At 48.7% G+C, this 24,493-nt stretch carries 23 protein-coding genes; 13 read left to right on the forward strand and 10 right to left on the reverse strand.

Annotated elements, in window-relative coordinates; translation table 11 throughout:
* Positions 1-9: 9 nt before the first annotated feature.
* The 4 genes from ACWHX8_RS18825 to ACWHX8_RS18840 all read right to left on the reverse strand — a co-directional run bounded on the left by ACWHX8_RS18825 (position 10) and on the right by ACWHX8_RS18840 (position 5,898).
* On the reverse strand, positions 10-3,078 hold the full coding sequence (locus ACWHX8_RS18825) for a PAS domain S-box protein (protein ID WP_447969675.1): 3,069 nt from the start codon (positions 3,076-3,078) through the stop codon (positions 10-12).
* Positions 3,079-3,440: 362 nt separating this feature from the next.
* Positions 3,441-4,253: an AAA family ATPase gene (locus ACWHX8_RS18830; RefSeq protein ID WP_447969676.1), complete on the reverse strand. Its 813-nt coding sequence runs from the start codon at positions 4,251-4,253 to the stop codon at positions 3,441-3,443.
* A gap of 87 nt (positions 4,254-4,340) precedes the next feature.
* Positions 4,341-5,294 carry a phosphatidylglycerol lysyltransferase domain-containing protein gene (locus ACWHX8_RS18835; protein WP_447969677.1) on the reverse strand — a complete coding sequence of 318 codons (954 nt, stop codon included), beginning with the start codon at positions 5,292-5,294 and terminating at the stop codon, positions 4,341-4,343.
* Between the two features lie 7 nt (positions 5,295-5,301).
* The gene (locus ACWHX8_RS18840; RefSeq protein WP_447969678.1) at positions 5,302-5,898 is read right to left on the reverse strand and encodes a YkgJ family cysteine cluster protein; all 597 of its coding nucleotides are present in this window, start codon (positions 5,896-5,898) and stop codon (positions 5,302-5,304) included.
* A gap of 291 nt (positions 5,899-6,189) precedes the next feature.
* On the opposite strand from ACWHX8_RS18840, the gene ACWHX8_RS18845 reads away from it, so the two are divergent.
* From ACWHX8_RS18845 to ACWHX8_RS18890, 10 genes are all read left to right on the forward strand, one after another.
* Positions 6,190-7,641 (forward strand): hypothetical protein, encoded by a 1,452-nt coding sequence (locus tag ACWHX8_RS18845; protein ID WP_447969679.1) that lies wholly within the window; start codon positions 6,190-6,192, stop codon positions 7,639-7,641.
* A gap of 92 nt (positions 7,642-7,733) precedes the next feature.
* Positions 7,734-7,982: a glutathione S-transferase N-terminal domain-containing protein gene (locus ACWHX8_RS18850; RefSeq protein ID WP_447969680.1), complete on the forward strand. Its 249-nt coding sequence runs from the start codon at positions 7,734-7,736 to the stop codon at positions 7,980-7,982.
* 54 nt (positions 7,983-8,036) lie between these two features.
* Entirely contained in the window at positions 8,037-9,164 is a 1,128-nt protein-coding gene (locus ACWHX8_RS18855) for a KamA family radical SAM protein (RefSeq protein WP_447969681.1), read from the forward strand.
* A complete protein-coding gene (locus ACWHX8_RS18860; protein WP_447969682.1) occupies positions 9,164-10,327 on the forward strand; it encodes a 2'-deoxycytidine 5'-triphosphate deaminase in 1,164 nt (387 codons plus the stop codon). Before ACWHX8_RS18855 ends, ACWHX8_RS18860 begins: the two co-directional genes overlap by 1 nt.
* A complete protein-coding gene (locus tag ACWHX8_RS18865) occupies positions 10,321-10,776 on the forward strand; it encodes a hypothetical protein (protein ID WP_447969683.1) in 456 nt (151 codons plus the stop codon). Before ACWHX8_RS18860 ends, ACWHX8_RS18865 begins: the two co-directional genes overlap by 7 nt.
* A 63-nt stretch (positions 10,777-10,839) precedes the next feature.
* Positions 10,840-11,538, forward strand: coding sequence for a TIGR04283 family arsenosugar biosynthesis glycosyltransferase (locus ACWHX8_RS18870; RefSeq protein WP_447969684.1), 699 nt, complete (start codon positions 10,840-10,842; stop codon positions 11,536-11,538).
* Complete coding sequence (locus ACWHX8_RS18875) at positions 11,522-12,280, forward strand: TIGR04282 family arsenosugar biosynthesis glycosyltransferase (protein ID WP_447969685.1); 759 nt, start codon at positions 11,522-11,524, stop codon at positions 12,278-12,280. Before ACWHX8_RS18870 ends, ACWHX8_RS18875 begins: the two co-directional genes overlap by 17 nt.
* A 309-nt stretch (positions 12,281-12,589) precedes the next feature.
* Positions 12,590-12,850 (forward strand): type II toxin-antitoxin system ParD family antitoxin, encoded by a 261-nt coding sequence (locus ACWHX8_RS18880; RefSeq protein ID WP_447969686.1) that lies wholly within the window; start codon positions 12,590-12,592, stop codon positions 12,848-12,850.
* Positions 12,828-13,121 carry a type II toxin-antitoxin system RelE/ParE family toxin gene (locus tag ACWHX8_RS18885; RefSeq protein ID WP_447969687.1) on the forward strand — a complete coding sequence of 98 codons (294 nt, stop codon included), beginning with the start codon at positions 12,828-12,830 and terminating at the stop codon, positions 13,119-13,121. The genes ACWHX8_RS18880 and ACWHX8_RS18885 overlap by 23 nt, the downstream gene beginning before the upstream one ends.
* Positions 13,122-13,499: 378 nt before the next feature.
* Positions 13,500-14,234 (forward strand): SDR family NAD(P)-dependent oxidoreductase, encoded by a 735-nt coding sequence (locus ACWHX8_RS18890; RefSeq protein WP_447969688.1) that lies wholly within the window; start codon positions 13,500-13,502, stop codon positions 14,232-14,234.
* 113 nt (positions 14,235-14,347) lie between these two features.
* Here ACWHX8_RS18890 and lipB read toward each other — a convergent pair whose 3' ends face one another.
* The 5 genes from lipB to ACWHX8_RS18915 form a co-directional block, all read right to left on the reverse strand.
* Positions 14,348-15,067: a lipoyl(octanoyl) transferase LipB gene (lipB, locus tag ACWHX8_RS18895; RefSeq protein WP_447969689.1), complete on the reverse strand. Its 720-nt coding sequence runs from the start codon at positions 15,065-15,067 to the stop codon at positions 14,348-14,350.
* A 92-nt stretch (positions 15,068-15,159) separates the two neighbouring features.
* Positions 15,160-16,239 (reverse strand): cytochrome-c peroxidase, encoded by a 1,080-nt coding sequence (locus tag ACWHX8_RS18900; protein ID WP_447969690.1) that lies wholly within the window; start codon positions 16,237-16,239, stop codon positions 15,160-15,162.
* 44 nt (positions 16,240-16,283) lie between these two features.
* The gene (locus ACWHX8_RS18905) at positions 16,284-16,697 is read right to left on the reverse strand and encodes a Fur family transcriptional regulator (RefSeq protein ID WP_447969691.1); all 414 of its coding nucleotides are present in this window, start codon (positions 16,695-16,697) and stop codon (positions 16,284-16,286) included.
* Positions 16,698-16,949: 252 nt separating this feature from the next.
* Positions 16,950-17,342 carry an acyl-CoA thioesterase gene (locus tag ACWHX8_RS18910; RefSeq protein WP_447969692.1) on the reverse strand — a complete coding sequence of 131 codons (393 nt, stop codon included), beginning with the start codon at positions 17,340-17,342 and terminating at the stop codon, positions 16,950-16,952.
* A 25-nt stretch (positions 17,343-17,367) separates the two neighbouring features.
* Positions 17,368-18,819: a TIGR02710 family CRISPR-associated CARF protein gene (locus ACWHX8_RS18915; RefSeq protein ID WP_447969693.1), complete on the reverse strand. Its 1,452-nt coding sequence runs from the start codon at positions 18,817-18,819 to the stop codon at positions 17,368-17,370.
* A gap of 20 nt (positions 18,820-18,839) precedes the next feature.
* On the opposite strand from ACWHX8_RS18915, the gene ACWHX8_RS18920 reads away from it, so the two are divergent.
* From ACWHX8_RS18920 to ACWHX8_RS18930, 3 genes are all read left to right on the forward strand, one after another.
* Positions 18,840-19,421 (forward strand): D-sedoheptulose-7-phosphate isomerase, encoded by a 582-nt coding sequence (locus ACWHX8_RS18920; protein WP_447969694.1) that lies wholly within the window; start codon positions 18,840-18,842, stop codon positions 19,419-19,421.
* Entirely contained in the window at positions 19,405-20,382 is a 978-nt protein-coding gene (locus ACWHX8_RS18925; protein ID WP_447969695.1) for a hypothetical protein, read from the forward strand. The genes ACWHX8_RS18920 and ACWHX8_RS18925 overlap by 17 nt, the downstream gene beginning before the upstream one ends.
* 358 nt (positions 20,383-20,740) lie before the next feature.
* On the forward strand, positions 20,741-22,156 hold the full coding sequence (locus ACWHX8_RS18930; protein ID WP_447969696.1) for a sigma-54-dependent transcriptional regulator: 1,416 nt from the start codon (positions 20,741-20,743) through the stop codon (positions 22,154-22,156).
* A 41-nt stretch (positions 22,157-22,197) separates the two neighbouring features.
* Here the strand turns inward: ACWHX8_RS18930 and ACWHX8_RS18935 are convergent, their stop codons facing one another.
* Positions 22,198-24,474 (reverse strand): ATP-binding protein, encoded by a 2,277-nt coding sequence (locus tag ACWHX8_RS18935; protein WP_447969697.1) that lies wholly within the window; start codon positions 24,472-24,474, stop codon positions 22,198-22,200.
* Between the last annotated feature and the right edge of the window lie 19 nt (positions 24,475-24,493).

Consider the following 24,493-nt stretch of genomic DNA (forward strand, 5'->3'; position numbering starts at 1 on the left):
TCCTTTGACTTATTGCGCGAGCGGGAGCGTCACCGTAAATACGCTTCCCTGCATTCCGTTCGACGTACAGTCTAGGATCCCGCCCATCGACTCAACCAAACTCCGGGAGACCGACAACCCTAACCCAAACCCTAGACTTTGCCCCTCCTGATTGCCTTTTGTCGTAAAAAACGGTTCAAAGATATGTGAGACGATATCTGGGTGGATACCTGCCCCTTGATCTGAGACCGATAAGGCCAGCGTCTGTTCGTTCACCATGATGCTCACCGTCACCACTTGCGCTGGAGCCGATACATCCAGGGCATTTTGAATTAAATTACAGAGAACCTGCACCAGCTCTGTCGAAAGGCATTCAGCATGAATCGCGCTTTGGGGAAGCAGAGATTTTATAGACACCTGGCATTTCCCTGCAACTGGCAACATAATATTCATAGCCGTGTCTACTATTGGCACAATGTTCTGCACCACCAGCTCCGACTGTTGGGGGCGATACAAATCATACATATGCCGCACGATACGTGCCATCCGATTGACACATTCATCAATACGTCCGGTGTATTCAAAATACGGATGGGCTGGATCGACGGCCTGCTTCACCAAAAGCATCGCTTGTCCAATGGAGGCAAGAGGATTGTTAATCTCATGCGCCACTCCAGCAGCAACCTGGGCTAATGATGCGAGTTTTTCAACTTGCATGCGCCGTTGCTCAAGTTCGTGAATACGCTCGCTCCGGTGTGTGACTTCAGCTTCAAGACCAGCCGTATAGCGGTGCAGTTCTTCCTCCAACTTTGTACGTTCTTCCACCTCTTGCTGAAGTAACGTATTCTGTTTGCTCAATGTTCTCAGTGCCTCTTCTAACTCCCGTTCAGCCTGTTTCCGAACCGTTACATCACGATTTGCGCCAACGGTCGCGATCATCGTCCCATCAAGTCCATACAAAGGCACGACCACCGTCTCTGCAATACCGTGAGTTCCGTCTTTTCGAATAAACTGAATTTCCCCACGCCACAACTTTTCCGTCTTAAGCGTGTCAAGCACTTGTTTCGTCAGAACGCCCGCCACATCCGGGTGGTGCAACATGACTGGCGTATGCCCAAGCACTTCATCTTTTTCATAGCCAAATACCTCCGTCGCACCTGGATTCCAATCAAGAATCCGCCCCTCTAAATCCGTCAGAATGACTCCATCGGAAATCGTATCAAACACCAGCGCCTTCTGCTGAAGAGCCAGCTCGGATTGTTTTCGATCTGTAATGTCTTCAACCACATAGGCAAACCGTGGCCGTAGTGCTTGCCCCCAATCAATCGGTGTCACATTCGCCGACAGCCAATAGGAACGTTCATGGAAATAGAGCTGATAGTCAAAACGGATTGGCCCGCCAGCATCCAGGCTTTCTCGGTAACGATCGATCCACTTGTTAATATCCGCAGCCGCAATCCCCATTTCACTCGCAAAACGGCCCTGCATGGCTTTATGGTCGACACCGAAAAATCGGCCAGTCGCCGCACTGTCGGAAATGTGGAGAATATCATCACCGACAAGCTCGACGATACCCATCATCATCGGAGAACTTTCGAAAAAACTTTTGAGCGTCATTTCGCTGGTGCGGAGCGCCTCTTCGGCCTCCTTACGCTTGGTGATATCTTCAAGCATCGACATGATGTATTCAACAGTCCCCGAGGAATTCGAGACACTGTTCACATAGAGATTCGTATGCACCACATAACCATTCTTGTGAAGAAATCGCTTTTCAATCGAATAGGACTCAATGACGCCCGACGCGACCTGCTCAAAGAGGTTTTTATCGATGAGTAGATCGTCTGGATGCGTAAATTCATTCCAATCTTTTTCTTCTAATTCTTGACGAGTGAACCCGAGCATGTCGCATACGCGATCATTCACTTCCGTCCAACCTTTTTCCTGCGAGGAAATGGTCATCCCAACCAAACCGGATTCAAAATATTTTTGAAATCGATTTTCGATTTTTTGGAGCTCCCGCTGAACATATTTCTTTTCCGTCACATCACGCAAATCGACAAGCACTTCATGGACCTCACCCGATTCGGAATAGAGCGGTGAATACGTTACCAACATATACCGCTCACCCACATGCGCAAAGGTAAACCATGACTCGTAGGATACTTCCTTGCCGGCCAGCGCCTCATCAAACTTTGGCTTCACAATGTTGAAAAACGTTTCCTCCCCGAGCATGTCTCGAACCCACATGCCTTCAATTTCATGACGATGAATACCGTGCAGACGCTCATACGCGGCATTCACCCGTCGGTAACAATACTGCGAATCCACAATCGCAATTTGACTTGACAGATTGTTAAATATGCGTTGCGTTAGCAGCAGGTCCTCATACATTGTTTGGCGATCGGTCTGATCAATGCCAACCGTAAGTACGCAAGGCTTCCCCACCACATGACAGGGCTGCTTAGCAAAATCCATGATACGAAGTCCCTGAGCAACGGTCGAAACATGTTCGCCTACGAGTTGTTGACGCTTGAGAGTGCTAAGCACCTCATGATTCAGCTGCTCATGTTTACTCCCAACAACGGGATTAGCACTGATGACGAAAGGCTCCTTCACCATTAATTGTTCAACAGTGGTCTGATACGAATCTGCCATGGATTGATTGGCAAACAGAATCTGCCCATCGGACGACTGCAGAAACACCCACTGCGGAATCATGTCGACGACCTGCCTGAGCAACGATCGCTCTTCAACGAGACGACGTCCGCTATTCTTCCATTGGATCATCAAGACAGCTGTCACCCAGACGGCATAGACCGCCAGCATTCGATTCGTAAGAGCACTCCAACGCTCTCCACCCTCGGGTGAAAAGAGATAGCCCAAAACTATCAGGCACGTACAGACAATCGCCGCTCCAAGAGTCGCATGCATGCCCTGAAGCCATACGGTTATCAATATAACGGTCACATACGAAACCCCTCCAGCCACACCAAGTGGAAACGACACATCTAGTAAAAAGAACACAACGGTCAGCGCCACGAGAATTCCAACAAGGAACCCTTGCGAGACGGGTATTCGAGGAAACGTTATCGTCTGCATCGTACGCACCTCATGTTCGTACCAAAAACATACAATTGTCTGATGGAACGAAACTGTACCAAGATTGAATATTCGCCACAAATTGAATAGAGAGACATATGATGAAGGACGAGAGTTGACTGACAACCAAAGAAATTGCCTTTAGACTCTATAGCGAAACCAAATAACTTCCAGCCGAATTACAATATGTACACAGCGCAAAAACACACGTCGTACAGACGGAAGTATATGGGAACGGCTATAGGATGAAATTTTAGAATGAGAGATTGGAAGACTACGAGGAAAGACAAAACAAACCACAACATCGAATGGCTATTGCAGCTATTCATCATTCTTGATTACCAGGACCCGATCACACCTGGCTAGAATATGGCTTTAACAAGTTCCTGAATGCTTCGTTGCATATCTTGATCATCGGTAATCGGTCGCGTGACAGCCGCTTCACAGGCTCGGTCAGGCGGCAGACCTTGACGAATTAACGTACCGGCGTAGATGAGCAACCGCGTGCTGACCCCTTCTTCCAAGCCATGGCTTCTCAGATTGCGAACCTTTTCGCCAAGCTTGACCAGACGCACCGCCACATCACGGGTGACCTGTGCTTCATGTTCAACGATGCGAACTTCAATCTCTTTCGGGGGGTGTGAAAACTCAATCGCAACAAAACGCTGCTTCGTACTTTGCTTCAATTCTTTTAAAACACTTTGATAGCCTGGGTTGTATGAAATCACCAACATGAAGTCATCAACTGCCTCAAGAACTTGGCCTTTCTTTTCAAGTGGAAGAAACCGACGATCATCACTGAGCGGATGAATGATCACCGTGGTATCTTTCCTGGCCTCGACGATTTCATCGAGATACACGATCGCCCCATGCTTGACCCCTAATGTCAACGGACCGTCAACCCAGACCGTCTCTTCCCCCTTGAGCAAATATCGGCCGACAAGGTCCGACGCGGTCAAATCTTCGTGACAAGCAACGGTAATCAACGGTCGGCCAAGCTCATGGGCCATATGTTGAACAAAACGGGTTTTGCCGCATCCGGTCGGACCTTTCAGCATAACGGGCATTTTGCTATCAGCGGCTATTCGTAAGAGGGCTTTCTCACCGTTCACTTCCTCATAAAACGGCTTCTCCGATACCCGATATTGCTCAATCCCTAATTCTTGACCCTTCATACGTATTTTCCCATCATGTCATAACCTTCCCGTTGTAAGATTAAACCTTGATTATACTGAGGCGCCAAGAACGAGAACAAGCACCAATTACGGAGTTGCAATAAAATTGGAGAGCATACGAACGGGATGATAGGCCCGTTTGGAACGAGCGAGACTCGTAAGACCGGAGTCATCCATCGTATTAATAAAGGGATATGCTTCCATGTCTCCACAAAACTCTCGAAACAAAAATTGCGCGGCCCCAGAGAGCGTCCGGTCTACAACCTCGGCCAATATACAGAAAACGTCTGGAGATCGCTCATACCCAAACGTATACCCGCGAATCGCTCCATCAACACATATAACTCTTCCTACGAGACCCAATGCGTCCGATGATTGCAAGATACAACGATGCGATGGCTCGGCATCTTCCAACATGTATCGCGCCAGAATGTCACTAGGCGTACCGGCCCGTACATGCTGCGCTTCTTTCTGCGCAGTCCAACGATGAAAGAGCGCCAGGCATTCATCTCGATCCATCACGTCATATGATCGATACTGCGCTCGATTCTCTCGCGAAAACCGATTAGAGGCCGCCCGAGGCGCTTTATATCGATTACCTTTCAGATCCACGAGATCTTGACGACGATACAGATAGTCTGGATCTTTCTCTCGGAGGGTAACCCCCAATTCAGAAAATCGAGGCTTCAGCTCTTCAGGTACATTTTCGATCCGTGTCACTGCCGAGCCTTTGTTGTGTGTCATCATGTATTCAAGAACATGTTGCACTACGTCCTTGAACGCACAAGAGGTATGCGACACGCCCTGAGGTAGGGGACCCAGCGGAGGTAACGGCATGAAAACCCCATCGCGATATTCGGCAAACAGACACCACCATCCATCGATTTCAGCCCATGCATATGCAAACATGTCCTGCCAAATCATATGCGGAGCAAAGGCCCAGGTTGCCAGTGAAGTTGTCCCGCCTTCGCGTGAGCACGTCAATGCCTGCTCAAACCTTAAACGGTCATGTACGGTGAGCGGAGTGAACAGGTGTGACACGTGTGAATTAATCCACGGCGCGAAGAGCGTGCGTGAGTTGAGGCAACGGGTGAAGAACCACAACATCGGACTGAAACGGTGTCACGAGATGTGGGTAGGCTTTAATACGCAAAGGCAAATCGCCGTCTTCTAATTGCGCACATAACTGATGCGCGGCATTCATCATCTCAGATGGCAACGTTGGCAAGACGGGGAGGCTCGACACATCCAGAAGAGGTTCATACTCGCTCTCCGATTGCCACAAAAATGGGCATTTGGTATCCCAACCCAAAAGAACCGACTCATGCTGCTGATCCCACATAAGAACAAAGGGGTAAATCTGACAGTCTAGCGGACGAACATTATAGATACGACAATGGGATGTCTCAGGATCAAACGCGGGACAGAGATAGCCGTCTCCTGACGGGTGCGGCACAACGTCAACTTGACAACCTTCTCTATTTGGGAAAAAGGTTGAATCGACCCCACCTTTCACCGCTTGCCGTATTTCAAGCTTCGTGAAAAACGGACGGAGAAAACTCTCAGGCTCTGGGAATCGACAACAGACCTTACAATTCAAGCAAGCCTTAGAGGGAACAATTTGTGGAACCGCTGACGTTGACATACCCACCGTAATACTGAGAAATCAAGAGTTTTTCATCGCCTAACATCCTAATCGTCGCGAGGGCTTTCGAGCAAGAACCAATCTTCATTCACCCCATTACCTTGTGAGACTTGGAAGGCTCATGTTACGATTATACGTAAGCCGCAACATTATTGTGGAGACAGGTTCCCTCGAACGTAATCCAAATGCCCGACACGAGCACACGAGAACACAGCCCCTCATATCTCGACTCTATACGTTGAGGGGTTCCATCGTTTGAAATCCACTCAGCCAGTAAAAAAGCATAATCTCATGACACCAACGGGAACAATTTCCCCAAGCCCAGCTATCTCTCGTGCAACCGTGCAAAAAAACGGTTCAACTCGGCACGATTTCATTCGGAATGCCCTAATCAAAGATGGCTTACTTCTAGAAGGCGAGGCCAATTCCTGGAGAATTTCCCGTTCCCCCTTTCACATTACCCCAGCCGAAGTGACATTTTTTGAGCAGCTCGGCCACCACCTACTGACATTCTATCGGACTTTGAATCGCCTATACTTGGAAAGCGTCAAAGGTCAGCAACCGGCTTGGATCCATCAGTATTTTGATCAAGGCAAGCCTGAGGCTCTCCTTGCCTTTGCCAGGATGAACCGCTTTAAAAACGTACTTCCCGATGTTATACGGCCAGATATTATCCCAACAGACACTGGCATGATCATGACCGAACTAGATTCTGTTCCAGGCGGCATGGGCCTCACTGGAAGCTTGGCACACACGTATGGCGAACTGGGCGAACATGTCATTGGGGGGGCCGATGGACTGCCGCAAGGCTTTGCGTCCATACTGCGTTCCCGCGCAAAAGACCCTTCACCAACGGTTGCCATCGTGGTCTCGGATGAGTCCGAATCGTATCGCACGGAAATGCAGTGGCTCACGGCTCAGTTGAAAAACCAAGGGTTAGCTGTGGCCTGTGTGCACCCACAGGATCTTCGCTTTCGCGATGATGGGCTGTTCCTTCCTTCCCACTTTGGTGAACGGCCGGTTTCGCTTGTGTATCGTTTTTTTGAGCTCTTTGATTTACCGAATATACCGAAATTTGAACTATTGATGTATGCTGCAAAGAAAGGGTTGACGGCTGTGACCCCACCCTATAAGCCGTGGCTTGAGGAAAAATTGGCTTTTGCCTTGATTCACCATCCGATGTTAGAACAGTATTGGAAAGCTCACGTGGCTGATGAAACGTTTCAGGTGCTGCAAAGACTTATGCCACATACATGGGTACTTGACCCTCGACCAATTCCGCCCATGGGAGTCATCCCAGGCTTAACAGTGGGCACGCAACCGGTTTCTGATTGGCGTGTGCTCGGTACGGCAAGTCAAAAAGAGCGCCAATACGTTGTGAAACCCTCTGGATTTTCTGAACTGGCTTGGGGAAGTCGGGGTGTCACTATTGGTCACGACCATTCGCAAGCTGAGTGGGCACAGACTATTGATCATGGATTGGAGTCATTTTCCACGACGCCCTACATCCTCCAAGAATTTCATAAAGGCCGACTCTACACCGTTGAGTACTATGACGAGCAACAACGCGATTGGACTACGATGACCGGCCGAGTTCGTCTTTCACCATACTACTGTGTCGAGGGTGATGAAGCGAAGCTTGCGGGGATACTGTCCACTGTTTGCCCAAAAGATAAAAAAATTATCCATGGCATGCGTGATGCCGTCATGATGCCATGTGGGACAAGAGATAATGAAAACTGAAAAATGTCAATGGCCAAATGATGGCAATTATTCTCGGTCTTTAATTTTTCACTTTGCACATTGCAACTTTCACTTTACCCTGTAGAGAGATTATGACGCTATATCATGTTTCCTGGTGCCCGGAATGTATTGAAGTCACGAAGAAGCTGGAGGATCTTGCTATTGCCTACGACAGCGTGATTGTTCCAGACTTTCAACTTTCGCGAACAGAGGTCCATGAGGTATCTGGACAGTATTACGTTCCGGTATTAGTCGATAACGAAACCGTGCTCACCGAAACGCACGACATCTTATCGTATCTTGATGACCATTCATCCGTTCAATCCTCTGAAGGCGCATAACGATTACGCACTCGATGAGGATTTTGCGAACTGCGATAGAGTGAGGAACTCAATATGGACGATTGGAAACGCATTCTTGCTGACAGCATCACGAAGCCGAAGGATTTAGCCAAACATCTTGGCGTTGACCCCAAAGAAATCGAAGATGTGGTAGGCCCTTATCCCATGCGGATCACACCGACAGTGCTCGCGACAATCAAAGAAAAGGGCGATGCTATCTGGAAGCAAGTCGTTCCTGAAGCCATCGAAATTGATGATATCGATGCTCCCGATGATCCGTTGGAGGAGGACACCGATAGTCCCGTTCCCCATTTAGTCCATCGATATCCCGACCGTGTTCTGTTGATGGTCACAAATCAATGCCCCATTTACTGTCGGTTTTGCACGAGAAAACGACTGGTGGGAAAACCTGGATTCTTAAAAAAGGGAGAACTGGATCAGGCCATTGCCTACCTGCGAGAACACACTGAAGTACGGGATGTGATTCTGTCTGGCGGCGACCCCTTACTCCTGCCGGACCACTTGATTGAACGTATATTAAAAGCCCTAAGAACGATTCCACATTTAGAGCTTATACGGTTCGGCACACGAGTTCCGGGTACGCTCCCGCAACGCATCACGCCGGAACTCTGTGAAATTGTCAAGAAATACCACCCAATTTACATGAATCTGCATTTCAATCATCCGGATGAGCTGACGCCGGAAGTCAAAGAAGCCTGCGGACGCTTGGCCGATTCCGGGGTCCCGTTAGGCGCACAAACCGTCCTGCTGAAAGGCGTCAACGATGACCCTGAGATCATGAAACAATTGATGCACAAGCTGTTGCTCGCCCGCGTCAAACCGTATTATCTCTATCAAGCTGACCTGACGAAGGGGACAAACCATTTCCGGACGACGGTGGAAACTGGACTCAAGATTATCCAAGCGCTCCAAGGTCATACGAGCGGGATGGCTGTCCCACATTTCGTCATTGACGCACCGGGTGGAGGTGGAAAAATCCCAATTCTCCCCAGCGATTATCTCTTGCACCTGGATGAGAAGGGCGCAGTACTTAAAAACTACGAAAATAAGACCTATCATTACCCGCAACCAGACCAAGGAAACAAACGTGAGCTTCCAATGGTTGGCGCGCATACCACCAATGGTTCCTCATGCGGATCAGGAGCTCTGGACGACCTCTAATGCCGGGACCACGAAAACAAGGGATTCTTCCTTACCAGCGCCTCAAGGAACTGGCTGCCGATGGCGTGATCTCTTCGACCACTCCAATTACCGAAGGACAGTTTCAACCCGCAAGCCTTGATTTGCGGCTTGGGCGAAAAGCCTACCGATTAATCAGTAGTTTCCTTCCTGAACATCCCGACACATTTGGATCTCACGCACATTGGGAAGCGGCGTTTCAATCGGATTTGGTCATGTATGACATGGACATTACCGACGGAGCAATCCTCGAAAAAGGCCATGTCTACCTCATCCCGCTGCTGGAACACCTCAAACTACCAAAAAATATTCGAGGACGAACAAATCCCAAAAGTTCCACGGGACGGCTTGATATTTTTACGCGGGTCATTACGAACCGAAATGTGGGCTTTGATGAAATCCGTCCAGGCTATGAAGGCCCGCTCTATCTTGAAATTGTCCCACGTTCGTTTACGATCCGTGTCCAAACAGGGTTATCGTTGAACCAATTGCGCCTCAGCATCGGACGACCGACCGTCTCGGACTCCGATCTCCGTGCGGTGCATCGAAAAACCCCGTTGCTCTATCAAAACGGAGAAGCGAATCGTCCGAATAAGTCCTTGCCAGCCCGAGACATCCACCTCAACCACGGATTGTTTCTGAGTGTCGATCTTCAAGGGTCTCCCGATGAGGGTGACGCCATCATTGGCTATCGCGCAAAAAAAAATAGCCATGTGATTGATTTACAAAAAATTGGCTATTATTCCGCCTTTGATTTTTGGGAACCGATTTCCCGTCATGCCAAGAATACCCTACTCCTTGAACCCGAAGAGTTTTACATTCTCGCATCGAAAGAACGAATCCAGGTCCCAGCAGGGTATGCCTCAGAAATGGTGGCCTATGAAGCGGCCTGCGGAGAACTTCGTACACATTACGCAGGATTTTTCGACCCTGGATTTGGCATGGTCACGGCAAAACGAAAAGGGACGCAAGTCGTGCTAGAAGTTCGCCCACACGATGTCCCATTTCTTATTTATGACGGTCAAACATTTTTCAAAGTCATCTATGAAAAGCTCATGAATCTTCCCACAAAGTTATACGGATCCACATTGGGATCGTCGTATCACCAACAGGGACTCACCTTAAGCAAGCACTTTAAATGGTAACCATGACATCTGATTTAGATCCTCAAAAATCAACTTCCACGCCACCACCACCGCCTCCGCCGCCCCCCGTTCGTCAACAACGACCTCAGAGCAACGAGGATCTTGATGACAATGACAATCTGCAAATGCGTGTCGCCATGAAGATGATTGGCTCAGCCATGGTGTTTATTGGATTCCTTCAAGTCTTTCTCGCTGCACAAACGGGTGCCGAAATTACCGTATTTCCAATGTTTATTTATTTTGGCGGCATGGCACTTTGGGCTCATTCTTCTATTGAAAACTCCACCATTCGTTATCTGGTCATCACCTTCGCTCTATTATGCGGATTAGCCTTTTTTCACTTTGGCGAGGTCCTCTTTTGGCATATCTACGTCATATATTGGGGCACGGTATTGATGGTCGTCTACTTCATGTTTAAAACTCAGAAGGCTCCAACCTCCGGACAATAGCCTGACACATATATTTCAATCCCGGGCTTCTCGATTACGTACTGGCGCCTTCAGACTACGACCATGACGATTGGAGTCATTATTCCAACCCTGAACGAAGAAGCCACACTCTCCAGCACCCTGTCCAACTTAACCCAGCTTCACATGGATGAGGTCATCATTGTCGATGGAGGCAGTCAGGATCGGACGCGTGAAATTGCTCAAACCTACCTTGCCACACACTACCCCCAAACCGGTCAACTCCTGACCACGGCAAAAGGTCGGGCGTGTCAAATGAATGCAGGGGGGCTATCCGCGCAATCTGATATCATCATTTTTTTACATGCCGACACCCGCCTGCCCAAAGAGGCGCGTCAGAGTATTGAAGAGGCCATGCACAGCGGAGAATACGTCGGGGGCCGTTTTGATGTGCAATTCGAAATGGACCGCGGATATGCTTGGCTGATTAGCCGAATGATGAATTGGCGCTCTCGATGGAGTCAGATTTTCACGGGTGATCAAGCCATGTTTGTTCGATACACGGCCTTCCGACAATTGAAAGGGTTTTCAGATATTCCGCTCATGGAAGACATCGAATTTAGCTCTCGATTGAGGCACGTGGGTCCGGTGATTTCTCTTCGATCAAAAGTCACAACCTCTTTTCGCCGCTGGGAACAGCATGGGCCACTGCGCACGATCCTGCACATGTGGACCCTGAGATTTCTCTACTGGATCGGAGTCAGTCCAAACACCTTGCACCAATTCTATGGCACAGTCCGCTAAACCTTCCAAAAAGAAATTTCCCAACAACAAAAGGGGAAGATCTCCCAAGCCTCCCGAGTCGGCGTTGATTGTATTCGCCAAATCACCCGTTCCAGGGTCCGTCAAAACTCGATTGTGTCCACCGCTCACACCGGATGAAGCCGCGACGCTACACGGAAGTTTGGTCATGGACACGCTGGAACGCACCAAAAATCTCCAAGGCGTTGATCGTATTCTCGCCTGTGCTCCTTCTCAACAACATCCGTTTTTTCAGGCCGTTTCGGCCAGACAACACATAGCGCTGTGGGAACAAATCCCGGATGACGATCTTGGCGCACGAATGGCTCATGCATTTTCTGAGGCATTTACTAAAAATTATACGAACGCGGTCATGATTGGGAGTGACCTTCCCACCATTTCCAGCGAAATTATCCAGCAGGCAGTGCAAGGTCTTCGAAAACATGATGTCGTAATCGGACCATCGCACGATGGGGGATATTATTTAATTGGCTTGAAAAAACCGAATCCTGAGTTATTTTTCGATATTCCATGGTCAACGCATCAGGTGACTGCGCTCACCAAGCAAAAGGCCAGCGATCTCGGACTCTCACTCACCCTTTTACCTGTACAACGAGACCTGGATACGATTGAAGATTTGCAATTTTACATCAAGGAATCTCCAAATTCATTGCAGAAGGCAGTCTCTTCACGAACCGGGCAAGTCTTCAAAACCCTCGGAACGCGTTTAGTCAATCGGGAATAGACGTATCCCATTGCTGGGTCTAAATCAACACACGGTTTGAAAGCAGCCTAGCCATTTGTATACATAATTGCTTTTATTGAAGAATCCAGCAATTGATTGCCCCCGTTTTTCGACCCTCAAAAGTTGACAAAAAACGGAAGTTGAAAATTCAACGATTCAATAATTATTTCAACAGAGTAGACGAAATCCTGTGCAACTTTTCGTCTCTTTGTTGGGTTAGATCCTTAGTACCACACAACTTGCGGCCATGGGGAAATGTATGAATTGTTCATACATTGTGTTATACTGTTCTGAAAAGGAGGTAAGACCATGATCCGTAAAACCATTGCTATGCCAGATGAGATGGGAGGCTGGATAGAAGCCCGTATTCAGTCCGGCCAATACAATAACGACAGTGAATATTTCCGTGATTTGGTCCGGCGCGATCAGGAACGGCAAGAAGCTGTCCTTCAACTTCGCCAGATGTTGGAAGAGGGTGAAGCCAGTGGTATCAGCAAACAGAAAATTCCTGACATCATGAAAAATGTAGAAAAGCGTTTACGAAAAAATGGCCACTTACCAGCTCACTAAAAAGGCTGAGCGAGAGTTTGACAAGATTTATGAATATTCCATTCTCAACTTTGGGTTGGAGCCGGCCCAGAATTACGTCAATGGATTAGAAGTCTGTTTTGAAACGCTGGCAAATAACCCAAGGATGGGGAAAGATTATTCCCACGTAAAAAAAGAATACCGCCGTTATGAATATGAGCCGCATTCAGTGTACTACACAATCACCAAAACTGGTGTTCGTATCACACGAATTCTGGGACCTGGACAGGACCCCATCACAAACCTAGCATGAATAGCCTTCTTCCATTCCAGTATGAGCGTAATTGAATAGATGCCACAGACCTCAGAAGGGGAAATATCATACGTTAAGTGCCGCAACACCACTTTCAACACTGTTTGCAAGGCAAAACGGCAACCCGAGTACCCCTATTTAACAGGGCCTTTGAAGCCTTGTTCCGCAGCTTTATGAAGCCAGTTTGTAGCCTTTTTTGTCTTGAGTTACCCCTCGACCATCAAAATACATAACGCGCAAGATCGTAACGTGTATCTCGTACCAGCAAGAAAAATCTTTTAGCCAAGAGACGCGTCACAAACGACGCATCCTGACAATGCGGCTGCGTAAAGTTTTCAATGCTCCATAAAAAGAATCTTGGACAAGAGGAGAGAACATATGCCCAATCGTGTCGCACTCATTACTGGTGGAGCCAGAGGCATTGCCCAGGGGATTGCCTTGGACTTAGGCGCAAAGCAGTGGTCAGTCGCCATTTGCTACCGGACAAGCGAGCAAGATGCCCAGCACACCAAACACACGATTGAAGCGTCGGGCGGCCGGGCCATGGCTATTCGCTGCGACGTCTCTGACCCGGCATCGGTACAGAACCTCGTCCATCAGGTGGAAACCGCCTGGGGACAGATTGACGTTCTTATTAATGGGGCCGGACCTTATCACCGAGTGAACTTATTTGAAGAGACTCCAGCCGGTTGGGGCGAAATGATCCATAATAATTTGGATCCCGTGTTTTACCTCGCGCAAGCTGTTGCGCCTGGCATGCGCACTCGACAGTATGGACGCATTATTTCTTTTGGAATGGCTAATGTCGACAAAATGGAAGCGCAATCTCATGTCACCGCTCATTATATTGCTAAAGCCGGAGTCGTAATATTGACCAAAACTTTAGCCAAAATGCTGGCGCCTGACGGAATCACCGTTAACGCCATTTCTCCAGGGTATATTGATTCAGGTAGTTCTCCAGCAAGTGAACTTGATGGCATCGAAAAGAAAATTCCAGTCGGGTACATCGGAGAGATAGCAGATATCGTTTCAGCCGTTCAGTATCTACTTTCCGATGAGGCACGATATGTGACAGGGGCGAATCTTCAGATCAGTGGAGGATGGGGGATATAACAAACAAAAGGTCGTGGAAACACGATCAACAGCATGTTTACCAGTTAAATGAGTAAGGAAATGAAACGTGAACCTTTGAACCTTTGACTTCTGAGACATTGCACTTTTTTTCATCACAAGACAGACAGGCATGAACCAGACTTCATACGTGGAAGTGTGTGACGACGCTCCGTCCATTTGATCCCAAACACTTCAGCAAAATGATAGGCGACCCGCTCTCGTACAGCATGAGTATCTACCTTTTGCCCAAGGATTTTTTTCATCGAGGTCACCTGACACCCTTCAATCCCGCACGGCGTAATGAACTCAAACGGTTTCAGATCGACATTCCCATTTAAGGCCAATCCATGCATGGTTACGCCCTTTGTGATACGAACGCCAATCGCAGCAATTTTTGTCAGGTCAGAGCCACGCTCCTCAACCCACACTCCCGGGAATTTCTCCTTCAGCCTGCCTCGGATATTCCATTCAGCCAAGACACGAAGAATCACCTCTTGCAACATTCCAACATAGGCCTTGGGTCCCTGACAGAAATCACGTAACCGAACAATCGGATAGGCCACAACTTGCCCAGGTCCGTGATACGTCACGGACCCGCCTCGTTCAATGGGATAGAGCCCAAATCCTTGGCTTGCCAGAGACTCAAGACTTCTTTTCCAATGCTCGTCTTTCGCCGTTCGACCCAATGTAAACACTGGCTCATGCTCAACCAGCAACATGGTATCCGCACAGCGATCCTCAGCTCGTTCTTGAAGTAAAGCCCGTTGAAAGTCCCAGGCATCTTGGTACCGCACATGAGAAAGATTCAACAGACAGCCTGATCGTCTAGCCATCTTCACCGTTGCAGAACCCTTGAAAACCTTTCTTGCCACATCAATGTCTTCGCTTCACGTATGTCAATGAGACATCACGATCACGGCAACCTTCACTGGGGAAAGTGAGTCGGCGGAGTCACCTGCCAACCCTCGCCATTCAGTGATCGCAAAAACTCTACTAAATCGGCTTTTTCTTTTTCAGAAAGTTTTAACGGTTGAATAAGTGGATCTTTTCGTGGATTATCAATTCCGCCTCGAGCATAAAAGTCGACTACCTGTCGTAAGGTGCTAAACCGACCATCGTGCATATACGGTGCCGTTCGTGAAATTTCTCGCAACGTAGGCGTTTTAAACGCTCCAATATCCTTGGGGTCCTTCGTCACCACATACCTGCCTACATCCACATGTTCGTGATCCCAATCCACTCCAAGGTTATGAAATTTCTCGTCCGTAAAATTGGTTCCTGAGTGACAGGTAAAACACAGCGCCTTGCCGCGAAAAAGTGTTAAGCCATTTTTCGCTTCGGGAGAAAGCGCCTGTTCATTCCCCCCTGCATTGTATTGGTCAAACGGACTGTTGCCTGACAAGAGCGTACGTTGAAAACTCGCGATGGCCTTCCCAATCGTTTGCCTGGAGATGTCAGATCCAAAAGCCTTCTGAAAGAGTGGCCCATACCCTTGAATGCTCTTGAGCTTTGCCACGACTTCCTCATGATTCGCAAACCCGTGCTCTACAGGATTTGTGAGTGGACCAACGGATTGCTCTTCAAGTGTTGCAGCCCGTCCATCCCAAAACTGTCCGGAACTGAACACACGATTGATAGCCGTTGGCGCACTGCGGCCACCCTGCTGACGATGGATGCCCGTTGAGACAGCTTGACCATCCGTCAAAGCCAGACTCGGAATGTGACAACTGGCACAGGCAATACTGCCGTTTTTCGACAGACGCGTATCAAAGAATAACAATTTTCCGAGTTCGACTTTTTCTTTCGTCAAGGGATTGTCGTCCGGAATGACCGCTAACTCCTTTTTCAACCCTAAAGGAAATTGAAGATCATAAGACTCCGCAGCACTCTGTTGAGTCGAAAAAACAAGAACAAGGCTCACGACGAATGCCGCATACAGCCCGTCTCTGACGCACAATCCACTCCTCGGTGAAACCCTTGCCTGTAGATCTTTCAGCCCTCTCATCGCAATCTCCTTTCTGGAATTATTTTCCCGAATATACCTGAATATCACTTTCGTACAGTCTGTCTTGTTCCTCGAAACAGTATTTGTATCTGAGAAATGTGAAATTCTTTTTTTAGTTTAGGCGTTACCTCCACAACGCCTGGATCGATATCAACGAGTTGGCCAGTCTCGTCATCAAGAAAATGGTGGTGATAGACAACATTGGAGTCATAAATCACTTTCGACATATTAGGAAATCGATATTCTCTCAATAGCCCAGCAGCAACTAACACGTTTAGCGTGTTGTAGACTGTCGCCAAACTCATTTTCGGAAAATTCTGATCGGCCCAGTCTTTGATTTCTTCTGCTGTCGGGTGATCGGCGTTACACACCATATATTGATAAATCGCGATGCGCTGTGCCGTTGCTTGCACACCCGCCTCTTCAAGTTTTGCCGCAATAATCTTTGCATCAAGCATCTGTACACCTTCTTATAATTAATCTATATTTAGAATAATTCTAAATATAGAAACTGTCAAGACCAAAGACTGGGCCCTAGAGACTATTTAGAGGCGCATCCCACTTGCGAGCACGATCCCTGACATTCCGGAATAACTTTCAATAATTACTCAGAATGTCGCATGACAAAAACCAACATCACGAACGTACGGTTCGCCCTTTATGTCGTATTGATAGGATAACAACCCCTTCCATACTCAGGAACCCAGCTGCTACTCCTGCTGCAACCCAAGACCTTTCAGCAACTCTGGGCTCAGGCGCTTGACCGTTCCCTGGCTATTCACGGTGACCAATGTCGCCGATCCTTTGACGACAACACGACGCGAATGCTGCTCATAAATGACATGCGAAAACGTCAATGATATGCGGCGATTGGCTGAAAGTATGGTCTCAACCTGTAGGTCGTTTCCATACCTGGCAGCAGACGTATAGGTGACCTCTGCATGCGTGACCCGAAACTCCGTCCCTTGTTCAATTAATTCAGCAACAGAATACCCGTGATCCTCCAAATAATGAGTCCGCGCACGTTCAAAGTATTTTAAATAATTCGCATAGTATACCACCCCGCCACAGTCAGTATCCTCATAATATATTCTGATATTCATCACGCGAACATCCGTTCTGCAAATTTTACAGTGTCATAGATGGAAACTGAGGGAGGTCTCGTTCATGTACATCGGATACCTTCAACACCATGTCATAGAATTGGTGAAAGCGTTCGGCCTTAATGGGCTCAAACCCTTGCCCTAAGACCGCATGATCGGCGGCATCGATGAGTGTCTTCATCTTTGGCCATTCGGCAAGAAACCTGTGTCCCATGACATCGTTTTGTTCAGCCAACACACGAAACTGGACGGGAAATGGAAGGCGGTACTTCCCATCCACATCATTCATATAGCAACTTCGACAGATGTCCTGCATGACTTGTGGAAGTTGCTCAGGAGTCACGTCCCAACTTTTTATATGATAGGCATGAAACAAACGCGCCTGTGCTGATGCAAGCAGGGCTCGAAACAGTAGGCGCATGGCAATTTCCGCATCATGTTGTTGTTCGATATGACGCTTCGCGTGGGCCAATAAATCATGAGCCAGAGCACGTTTCACTTCTGCCGGATCCAAGACAAGGCTTTCGAGGAACCGAATATTCTCTTTCACACTTTTCAGAAAAGACGAAATTCCTTGGGGTCCACCCCAGGCGGAAGCCAAATCAAGCGCTTTGTACGCATTTTTGAGTTTTTCCCACGCCTGTCGATAATGAAATTGTTCCCACTGCCGATAGCCTTCTGCAATGTCGGACAGCGCTCGATACAAGGGCTTGAGTCCCCCGCTCACCCGAGCCTCGATGCGACGAAACACCCTTCCAGCTACGACATACGATCCTTGATTAAAATAGGCTGAAGCTTCCTGGCGAATGGAGATGGCCTCTTCATCCCATGGATTACACTGCGTCCAGACCCTTGCCGTTTCTCCCACCACCATGACCTTCGAATCTGATTGCCTATCGGCACTCGCCACGCCCAATGTCACAACTTTGGTTGTATAGGGAAATCCAACTAACATCATCGCTGCGGCCATTGGCGACGTTGCCATGGTAATGTCAATCACAAGTTCACCTGGACTGACGTTCCAAGACTTCAGAATTTTCGGTAGTAATTCCGCTAACGTTTTATGCGACTGCGCAAAACATTCAGGATCAGGCGTAAGAATCCAGTCCCATTTCTGCGGCATAGTAGAAAGCTGAGGATGGACATCGGATTCCACCAATGTCGTACTAGACTCTGGAAGAAAAAAACACAACCGCTCTGGAATTAAGCGTTGAAGCGTACACACAGCTGGCGCAGGATCCTGCGCCATGGCGATAAGGAGGGCTTTGACTGGCCCGTCGACACTCACAATGCACCGACTATAGCATTCTACGTACCAGGCAGCAAGAATCGTTGTGAGTATTCTTCTTCTCAACGCAACGCCATCGTGCATCACCAACTTTTGGCCATTTGCTTTTCGGACGTTCCCCGTAACGGGCAGAAACGGCAGAGCGAGAAGTATGATTTCTTCAAGAAAGATGTGAAATTTTCCGAACACCCTGCTAGAATCTTCAGATTATGGATACACAGTTCGTGGTAGAGGCCTTCGAGACGAGCGCCGACATTAAACGCCGGTTCGTGCATACCTATGCGCAACAGATCATCGATGTGGCCCAGGCCATGATTCGAGCATTTCACGACAATAGGAAAGTCTTACTGTTTGGCAACGGAGGCAGTGCAACCGATGCGTCCCATATTGCGGCGGAGTTTGTCGGACGGTATAAGCGTGACCGAGCAGCCCTCCCAGCCATGGCCTTGGCCACCGACATGGCCGCGCTGACCTGCATTGCGAATGACTACGACTATTCAGATATTTTCTCCAGACAGATTGAAGCTCATGGGAAAAAAGGCGATGTCGCCATTGCCATCAGCACGAGCGGGAATTCACCGAACGTGCTCCGAGGCGTACAAGTCGCTCATGAACGAGGACTTGTCACGATTGGCTGGACAGGCCAAACCGGCGGGCAACTCATGGACCTGGTGGACTATAGCTTTCAGGTACCCTCGACAGTGACGGCTCGAATACAAGAATGTCACATCACCCTTGGTCATGTGTTATGTGAAATCATCGAAGAGCGATTATTTGCCCAAACAACGTAACCACACAACCACCTCCGTCAAACCGCTGAATCTCTCCAAGATTCAGACGTACCCGCTCTCCTCTCGCCACAGTAAGGTAAACATTTCCAATTTTTCTACTTCCTGGCGTCGGGGGAAAAGCTTCAAGAATTTTCTCGATACACTGCCAGACTTCCTCGCGGTGAAATCATTTCGTGCCGTCGTGCATGCCATCGTCCGTGCACGGGAACGAGGAAAACCTGTCATCCTGGGCATGGGAGCTCACCCAACAAAAGTCGGCCTCAATCCCGTGCTGATCGATTTGATGAAACGGAACATCATCACCGCCGTCGCCGTGAACGGAGCCGTCATCATTCACGACTTTGAACTCGCCTACCTTGGCCATACCTCAGAAGAAGTCGATGCCGAAATAAATTCAGGGCGATTCGGCATGGCCGAAGATACGGGTCATATCTTAAATTCAGCGATCACGGAAGGATGGGACGCAGAACTTGGAATCGGTGAGGCCGTTGGTCGCTATATCACCAAACACCCTCGCCAATTCCCTCACCGCCGAATGAGCATATTGGCGACAGGGAAAAAATTAGGAGTTCCTATAACCGTGCATGTTGCCATGGGAACTGACATCATTCATATGCATCCATCAGCCAATGGTCCAGCGATTGGTGGAGGATCGCTCATTGACTTCCGAAAGCTTGTCTCTCTCGTCTCTGAAATGGAAGGCGGAGTGTATATCAATCTCGGGTCGGCCGTTATGCTTCCTGAAGTATTTCTCAAAACGGTGACGTTAAGCCGAAATCTCGGGCGATCATTGAAGAATATTACAACGGTGAATATGGACTTCCTCCCTCACTATCGTCCCATGACGAATGTCGTACGGCGTCCGACTCAAAAAGGAGGACAGGGATATTCACTGGTCGGACATCATGAGATCATGGTTCCATTATTGGCCGCGGCAATCATTGAACAGATCACCCCCTAATCGTTCAATTCCATGGCCAGAAGCTTCCCCCTCACATCATTATCTCGAAAAAAAAACTTGCAAGATTATTGCGTTTGCGACAGACTATAGCGAATCTCAATACACATCGTGTCCTTGAACACGGTCGTTGAACGATTCGGATGAGTCTGACGGGTACTCATCATTGCGATCTCGCTGAAACTCATGTGTCTCTTACAAGTGTTCAAGTGAGGACTTTCTGCGCGGTATCCAAGGTGTCAGGGGAACGGAAGTTCATTGAGTCGGCTATAGAAAATTATACGGCTTATTTATTGCATTAATTTATATTTTAACTGACGCGGCTCACAGTTTCCCATGACGCCTTGATGAGGTATATGCCATGAAAAAGAAAATCCTTATTGTTGACGACGATCCAGATATTGTTCTCATGCTCACAGACCGCTTAGAAGGACAGGGCTATACCACCGTGTCGGCGGCAGACGGCAAACAGGCCATAGACGCCATAGAACTTGAGGCCCCGCATCTCGTTCTTCTTGATTTAACACTCCCACGGATGACTGGCCTCGAAGTCCTTCATCATATATTCCCACAGGGCAACCCGGCTCACCAGACTCACGAGCATGCGATATCGCAACCAAATCCACAGGCCATAGACCTCCCAGTTATCGTGATGACAGCCTATGCCACGATTGAAAATGCCGTGGAGGCCATGAAAACGGGGGCGTATGATTTCCTGACAAAACCGATCGATTTTGACCATCTGGAGATTGTGGTCAAAAAAGCCATGGAACGAGAAGTTTTAAGGCAACAAGTCACGTCTCTTCGGACTGAAGTTGAAAGTCGATATAACACCATCGTCGGCAATAGCCCGAGCATCCAATCCATGATTGAACTCGCCAAACGTGCGGCTTCCTGCGACGCAACCGTCTTACTCTTAGGAGAAAGTGGGACGGGGAAAGAATTATTTTCTCGCTCCATTCACAAATGGAGTCCTCGCCGTGACATGCCATTTAGCATCATTAATTGTGTGGCGTTAAACGAAACGCTCCTTGAAAACGAACTGTTTGGACATGAAAAAGGGGCATTTACCGGAGCAGATTCCCGACAAAAGGGCCGGATCGAAGAAGCAGACGGCGGGACACTCTTTCTAGACGAAATCGGCGATATGCCATTGACATTGCAAGCCAAACTCCTGCGGCTCCTTCAAGATCACGAATTCCATCGGGTGGGTGGAAGCCGATTGGTGAAAGTCAATATTCGAGTCCTAGCCGCAACCAATAAAGACCTCAAGCAAGCCGTTAAAGAAGGGCGTTTTCGTGAAGATCTCTACTTTCGGTTAAATGTCGTGAGTCTCTCATTGCCTCCTCTACGGGAACGGCCTGATGACATTACTTCATTATCAGAATTTTTCTTGGAATATCATCTTCGAGAGATGAAACGACCACCCCGGACATTCACAAAAGAAGCCATCAAGGCCATGCGCACCTATAGTTGGCCTGGGAATATTCGAGAACTGAGCAACGCGATTGCACGGGCAGTCGTGCTGGGCATCGATGAAGAAATTGTTTCCGAACAATTGGGGTTAGGCCCGTGGGGAGTCGATCCGTTCCAAGATGGCGAAAACCTGCCCTACCATGAGGCCATTGAGCAATATAGCCGGCACATTCTTGAGCAGGCCCTTCGACGAAGCAACTGGAGTCAGACAAAAGCCGCAGACCTCTTGCAGCTCCAGCGAACCTATCTGTCACGCCTTCTCAAACAAAAGGATATTCAACTCGAATCCTCTGCAAATTAGCGACAGCGGAGGTGTGACGACGTAAAACTTGAGCCCTGTCGTCAGACTGTCGTCACCTCGGCAACCGGAACCGTAAAGAAGAACTGACTACCTTCCCCAACCTCACTCTGCACCCAAATCTTCCCACCATGGAGCTCAACAAGACTTTTGGAAATGGCGAGACCTAATCCGGACCCCCGAGCCTCTACCACCACGGATTCGCCACGATAAAACCGTTCAAAAATATGCGGAACTTCATTTGACGGAATACCGCAACCAGAGTCCTTCACACAGACCTCAACCATCTGATCATCTCGAATACGCCCTCCGACCTGGACATCAGTCCCCGGCTTTGAAAATTTCATGGCATTATTGATGAGATTTGTAAGGACTTGATCCAGCTTATCTCGATCTCCGAGGATGAGCGGAAGAGACAGATGGTGATCAAAGCCCACGCTCAGCGATATTTGTCGAGCGGCCGGCTGCATCACCTCAACAACTTCATGGGCCAGTTCTTCCACAGATATGGGCGCACAACTCAGCTGCATGACTCCGGCGTCAATTTTTGACAGATCGAGGAGGTCGTTGCTCATTCGAGTCAGTCGTTCAAGATTCCGCTTCACACGCGATAAATAGAAGGATTGCCGCTCATTGAGGTTACCGGTGAGACCGTCGAGCATGTTATCAACCAACCCCTTCATAGACGTCATCGGCGTGCGAAGTTCATGGGAGGCAATGGATACGAACATCGATTTGAGGCGATCATGTTCACGGAGACGTTCATTTGCTTGTTGCAACGCTTCGGTCCGTTCCTGAACTCGCTCTTCGAGTGTTTGATTGAACTGTTCGAGTGCTTGGTATGCCCACGCATTATCGATGGCCACAGACACATGATTGGCGATAGTCATGAGCACATCTAGGTCTTCTTGCGTGCAGGGCTTGTCAGCCCGATCGGCCCCAAGATACCCAAGGATCCGGTCTTGGCTTTTCAGAGGCGCGACCATAAATGAGATCACTCCAATCTCTCGACAAGCCTTTAAAACGGGCGGATACAGCCGATCAACGACCGTCTCAAGATCCTGGACCAAGACCGGCTTCCCACGAAAGACGAGCTCTGCGCTCATGCTCTCATCGTCGTGAATGGGAATCTTCAGTTCTTTCACAGTGGCTTCTAGTTCTTCCGATACGCCCGTAATCTGGGAAACCACGCCCAGATGCTCCTCCGGCTTATAAAAAATCAACACCATCCTCGCAAACCCGAGATTGTCGACAAGGAGTTTGAGCACCGTGGCTAAAAGCCGATCGACATCCAAAGTGGACGAGATCGCCGCACCAGTCTGGTTCAGCGTTGAAAGTTGCGACACCTGTTTTGTAATCGTCTCGACATAGGTCGAAATCGCCTGCTCTCGTTGCTTGAGGGAGACAGTCATTTGATTGATACTCGTCGTCAGTTGACCAACTTCATCCCGGGTACGAGCCTTGACCGAATGCGACAAATCTCCTGCTGCAATATGTTTGGCTACCCCAGCCAATTTTCGCAGTGGTCTAATGATTTGATTAGCCAACATGGTCGTCAAGGCAATACCCACAATCATGAAAATGACCGCCATGACGGTGACCTTCCAGATCATGGCATCTACCGTTTTCACCATAGACAATTGCGTCAATCCCACATGGATAGCCCCATAGACCTCAGACGGCTGCTTGACATCACTGATGGAAAATGAGTTTTCTTGATCTTCTAGCAACAAGGGGCCGAATGGTGGCTGAGGGCTCGCCTGCCGTCTTACGGGAAGGGCAAAGTCATAGAGCGTTTCTCCTGCCTTTCCCACTTCAGCCAGCATGGGACCGGTCTTCACACGAGTTGTCGAAGTGCGTATTGATTGCTCATTGACGGTAAACACCGTCGTAATGGGTTGGTCTCCAAAGGCCGAAAGTGCCGCTGTTGTCAACGTGATATCCGGGTACAACGGATGGTCTGGGGTTCGTTTCACACGATGCAATTCATCGAGACGCCCTTTGGAGACTTCAACCAGTCGCTCGCCAGTAGGTCCTGTCACAACAACATACACGACTTCATCAACCGAAAGGGCTCCTTCGGCCACCTGCTCAAGAGACACGATATCTTGGGTGATGAGACCGTATCGCCCATTATGGACAAGATTTTTGATCAGGATCGTCCCGGTTTTCCGTAATGCCTTCTCCATCGAGAGGGCCTGCTGATCGACGAAATACCAGCTCAACCCTGAACAGACGCCAATGATGATCAAACTAATAAACAGGACGAGTTTGGTCCGAAGGCTACTGAAGAACATTCCTGGGGAAGGATGACGACCCATAATCCCATTCGCAATCGTT

This window comes from Nitrospira sp. M1 (assembly GCF_965152605.1).

Bases quoted from the DNA above. Each gene is read 5' to 3' on its own strand.
- ACWHX8_RS18855 (WP_447969681.1), top strand. From the start codon at position 8,037: ATGGACGATTGGAAACGCATTCTTGCTGACAGCATCACGAAGCCGAAG.
- ACWHX8_RS18905 (WP_447969691.1), bottom strand. From the start codon at position 16,697: ATGCTTGATGCAAAGATTATTGCGGCAAAACTTGAAGAGGCGGGTGTG.
- ACWHX8_RS18870 (WP_447969684.1), top strand. From the start codon at position 10,840: ATGACGATTGGAGTCATTATTCCAACCCTGAACGAAGAAGCCACACTC.
- ACWHX8_RS18885 (WP_447969687.1), top strand. From the start codon at position 12,828: ATGGCCACTTACCAGCTCACTAAAAAGGCTGAGCGAGAGTTTGACAAG.
- ACWHX8_RS18930 (WP_447969696.1), top strand. From the start codon at position 20,741: ATGAAAAAGAAAATCCTTATTGTTGACGACGATCCAGATATTGTTCTC.
- lipB (WP_447969689.1), bottom strand. From the start codon at position 15,067: ATGGCTAGACGATCAGGCTGTCTGTTGAATCTTTCTCATGTGCGGTAC.
- ACWHX8_RS18865 (WP_447969683.1), top strand. From the start codon at position 10,321: ATGGTAACCATGACATCTGATTTAGATCCTCAAAAATCAACTTCCACG.
- ACWHX8_RS18920 (WP_447969694.1), top strand. From the start codon at position 18,840: ATGGATACACAGTTCGTGGTAGAGGCCTTCGAGACGAGCGCCGACATT.
- ACWHX8_RS18860 (WP_447969682.1), top strand. From the start codon at position 9,164: ATGCCGGGACCACGAAAACAAGGGATTCTTCCTTACCAGCGCCTCAAG.
- ACWHX8_RS18890 (WP_447969688.1), top strand. From the start codon at position 13,500: ATGCCCAATCGTGTCGCACTCATTACTGGTGGAGCCAGAGGCATTGCC.
- ACWHX8_RS18880 (WP_447969686.1), top strand. From the start codon at position 12,590: ATGATCCGTAAAACCATTGCTATGCCAGATGAGATGGGAGGCTGGATA.
- ACWHX8_RS18935 (WP_447969697.1), bottom strand. From the start codon at position 24,474: ATGGGTCGTCATCCTTCCCCAGGAATGTTCTTCAGTAGCCTTCGGACC.
- ACWHX8_RS18900 (WP_447969690.1), bottom strand. From the start codon at position 16,239: ATGAGAGGGCTGAAAGATCTACAGGCAAGGGTTTCACCGAGGAGTGGA.
- ACWHX8_RS18875 (WP_447969685.1), top strand. From the start codon at position 11,522: ATGGCACAGTCCGCTAAACCTTCCAAAAAGAAATTTCCCAACAACAAA.
- ACWHX8_RS18840 (WP_447969678.1), bottom strand. From the start codon at position 5,898: ATGTCAACGTCAGCGGTTCCACAAATTGTTCCCTCTAAGGCTTGCTTG.
- ACWHX8_RS18845 (WP_447969679.1), top strand. From the start codon at position 6,190: ATGACACCAACGGGAACAATTTCCCCAAGCCCAGCTATCTCTCGTGCA.
- ACWHX8_RS18825 (WP_447969675.1), bottom strand. From the start codon at position 3,078: ATGCAGACGATAACGTTTCCTCGAATACCCGTCTCGCAAGGGTTCCTT.
- ACWHX8_RS18830 (WP_447969676.1), bottom strand. From the start codon at position 4,253: ATGAAGGGTCAAGAATTAGGGATTGAGCAATATCGGGTATCGGAGAAG.
- ACWHX8_RS18910 (WP_447969692.1), bottom strand. From the start codon at position 17,342: ATGAATATCAGAATATATTATGAGGATACTGACTGTGGCGGGGTGGTA.
- ACWHX8_RS18850 (WP_447969680.1), top strand. From the start codon at position 7,734: ATGACGCTATATCATGTTTCCTGGTGCCCGGAATGTATTGAAGTCACG.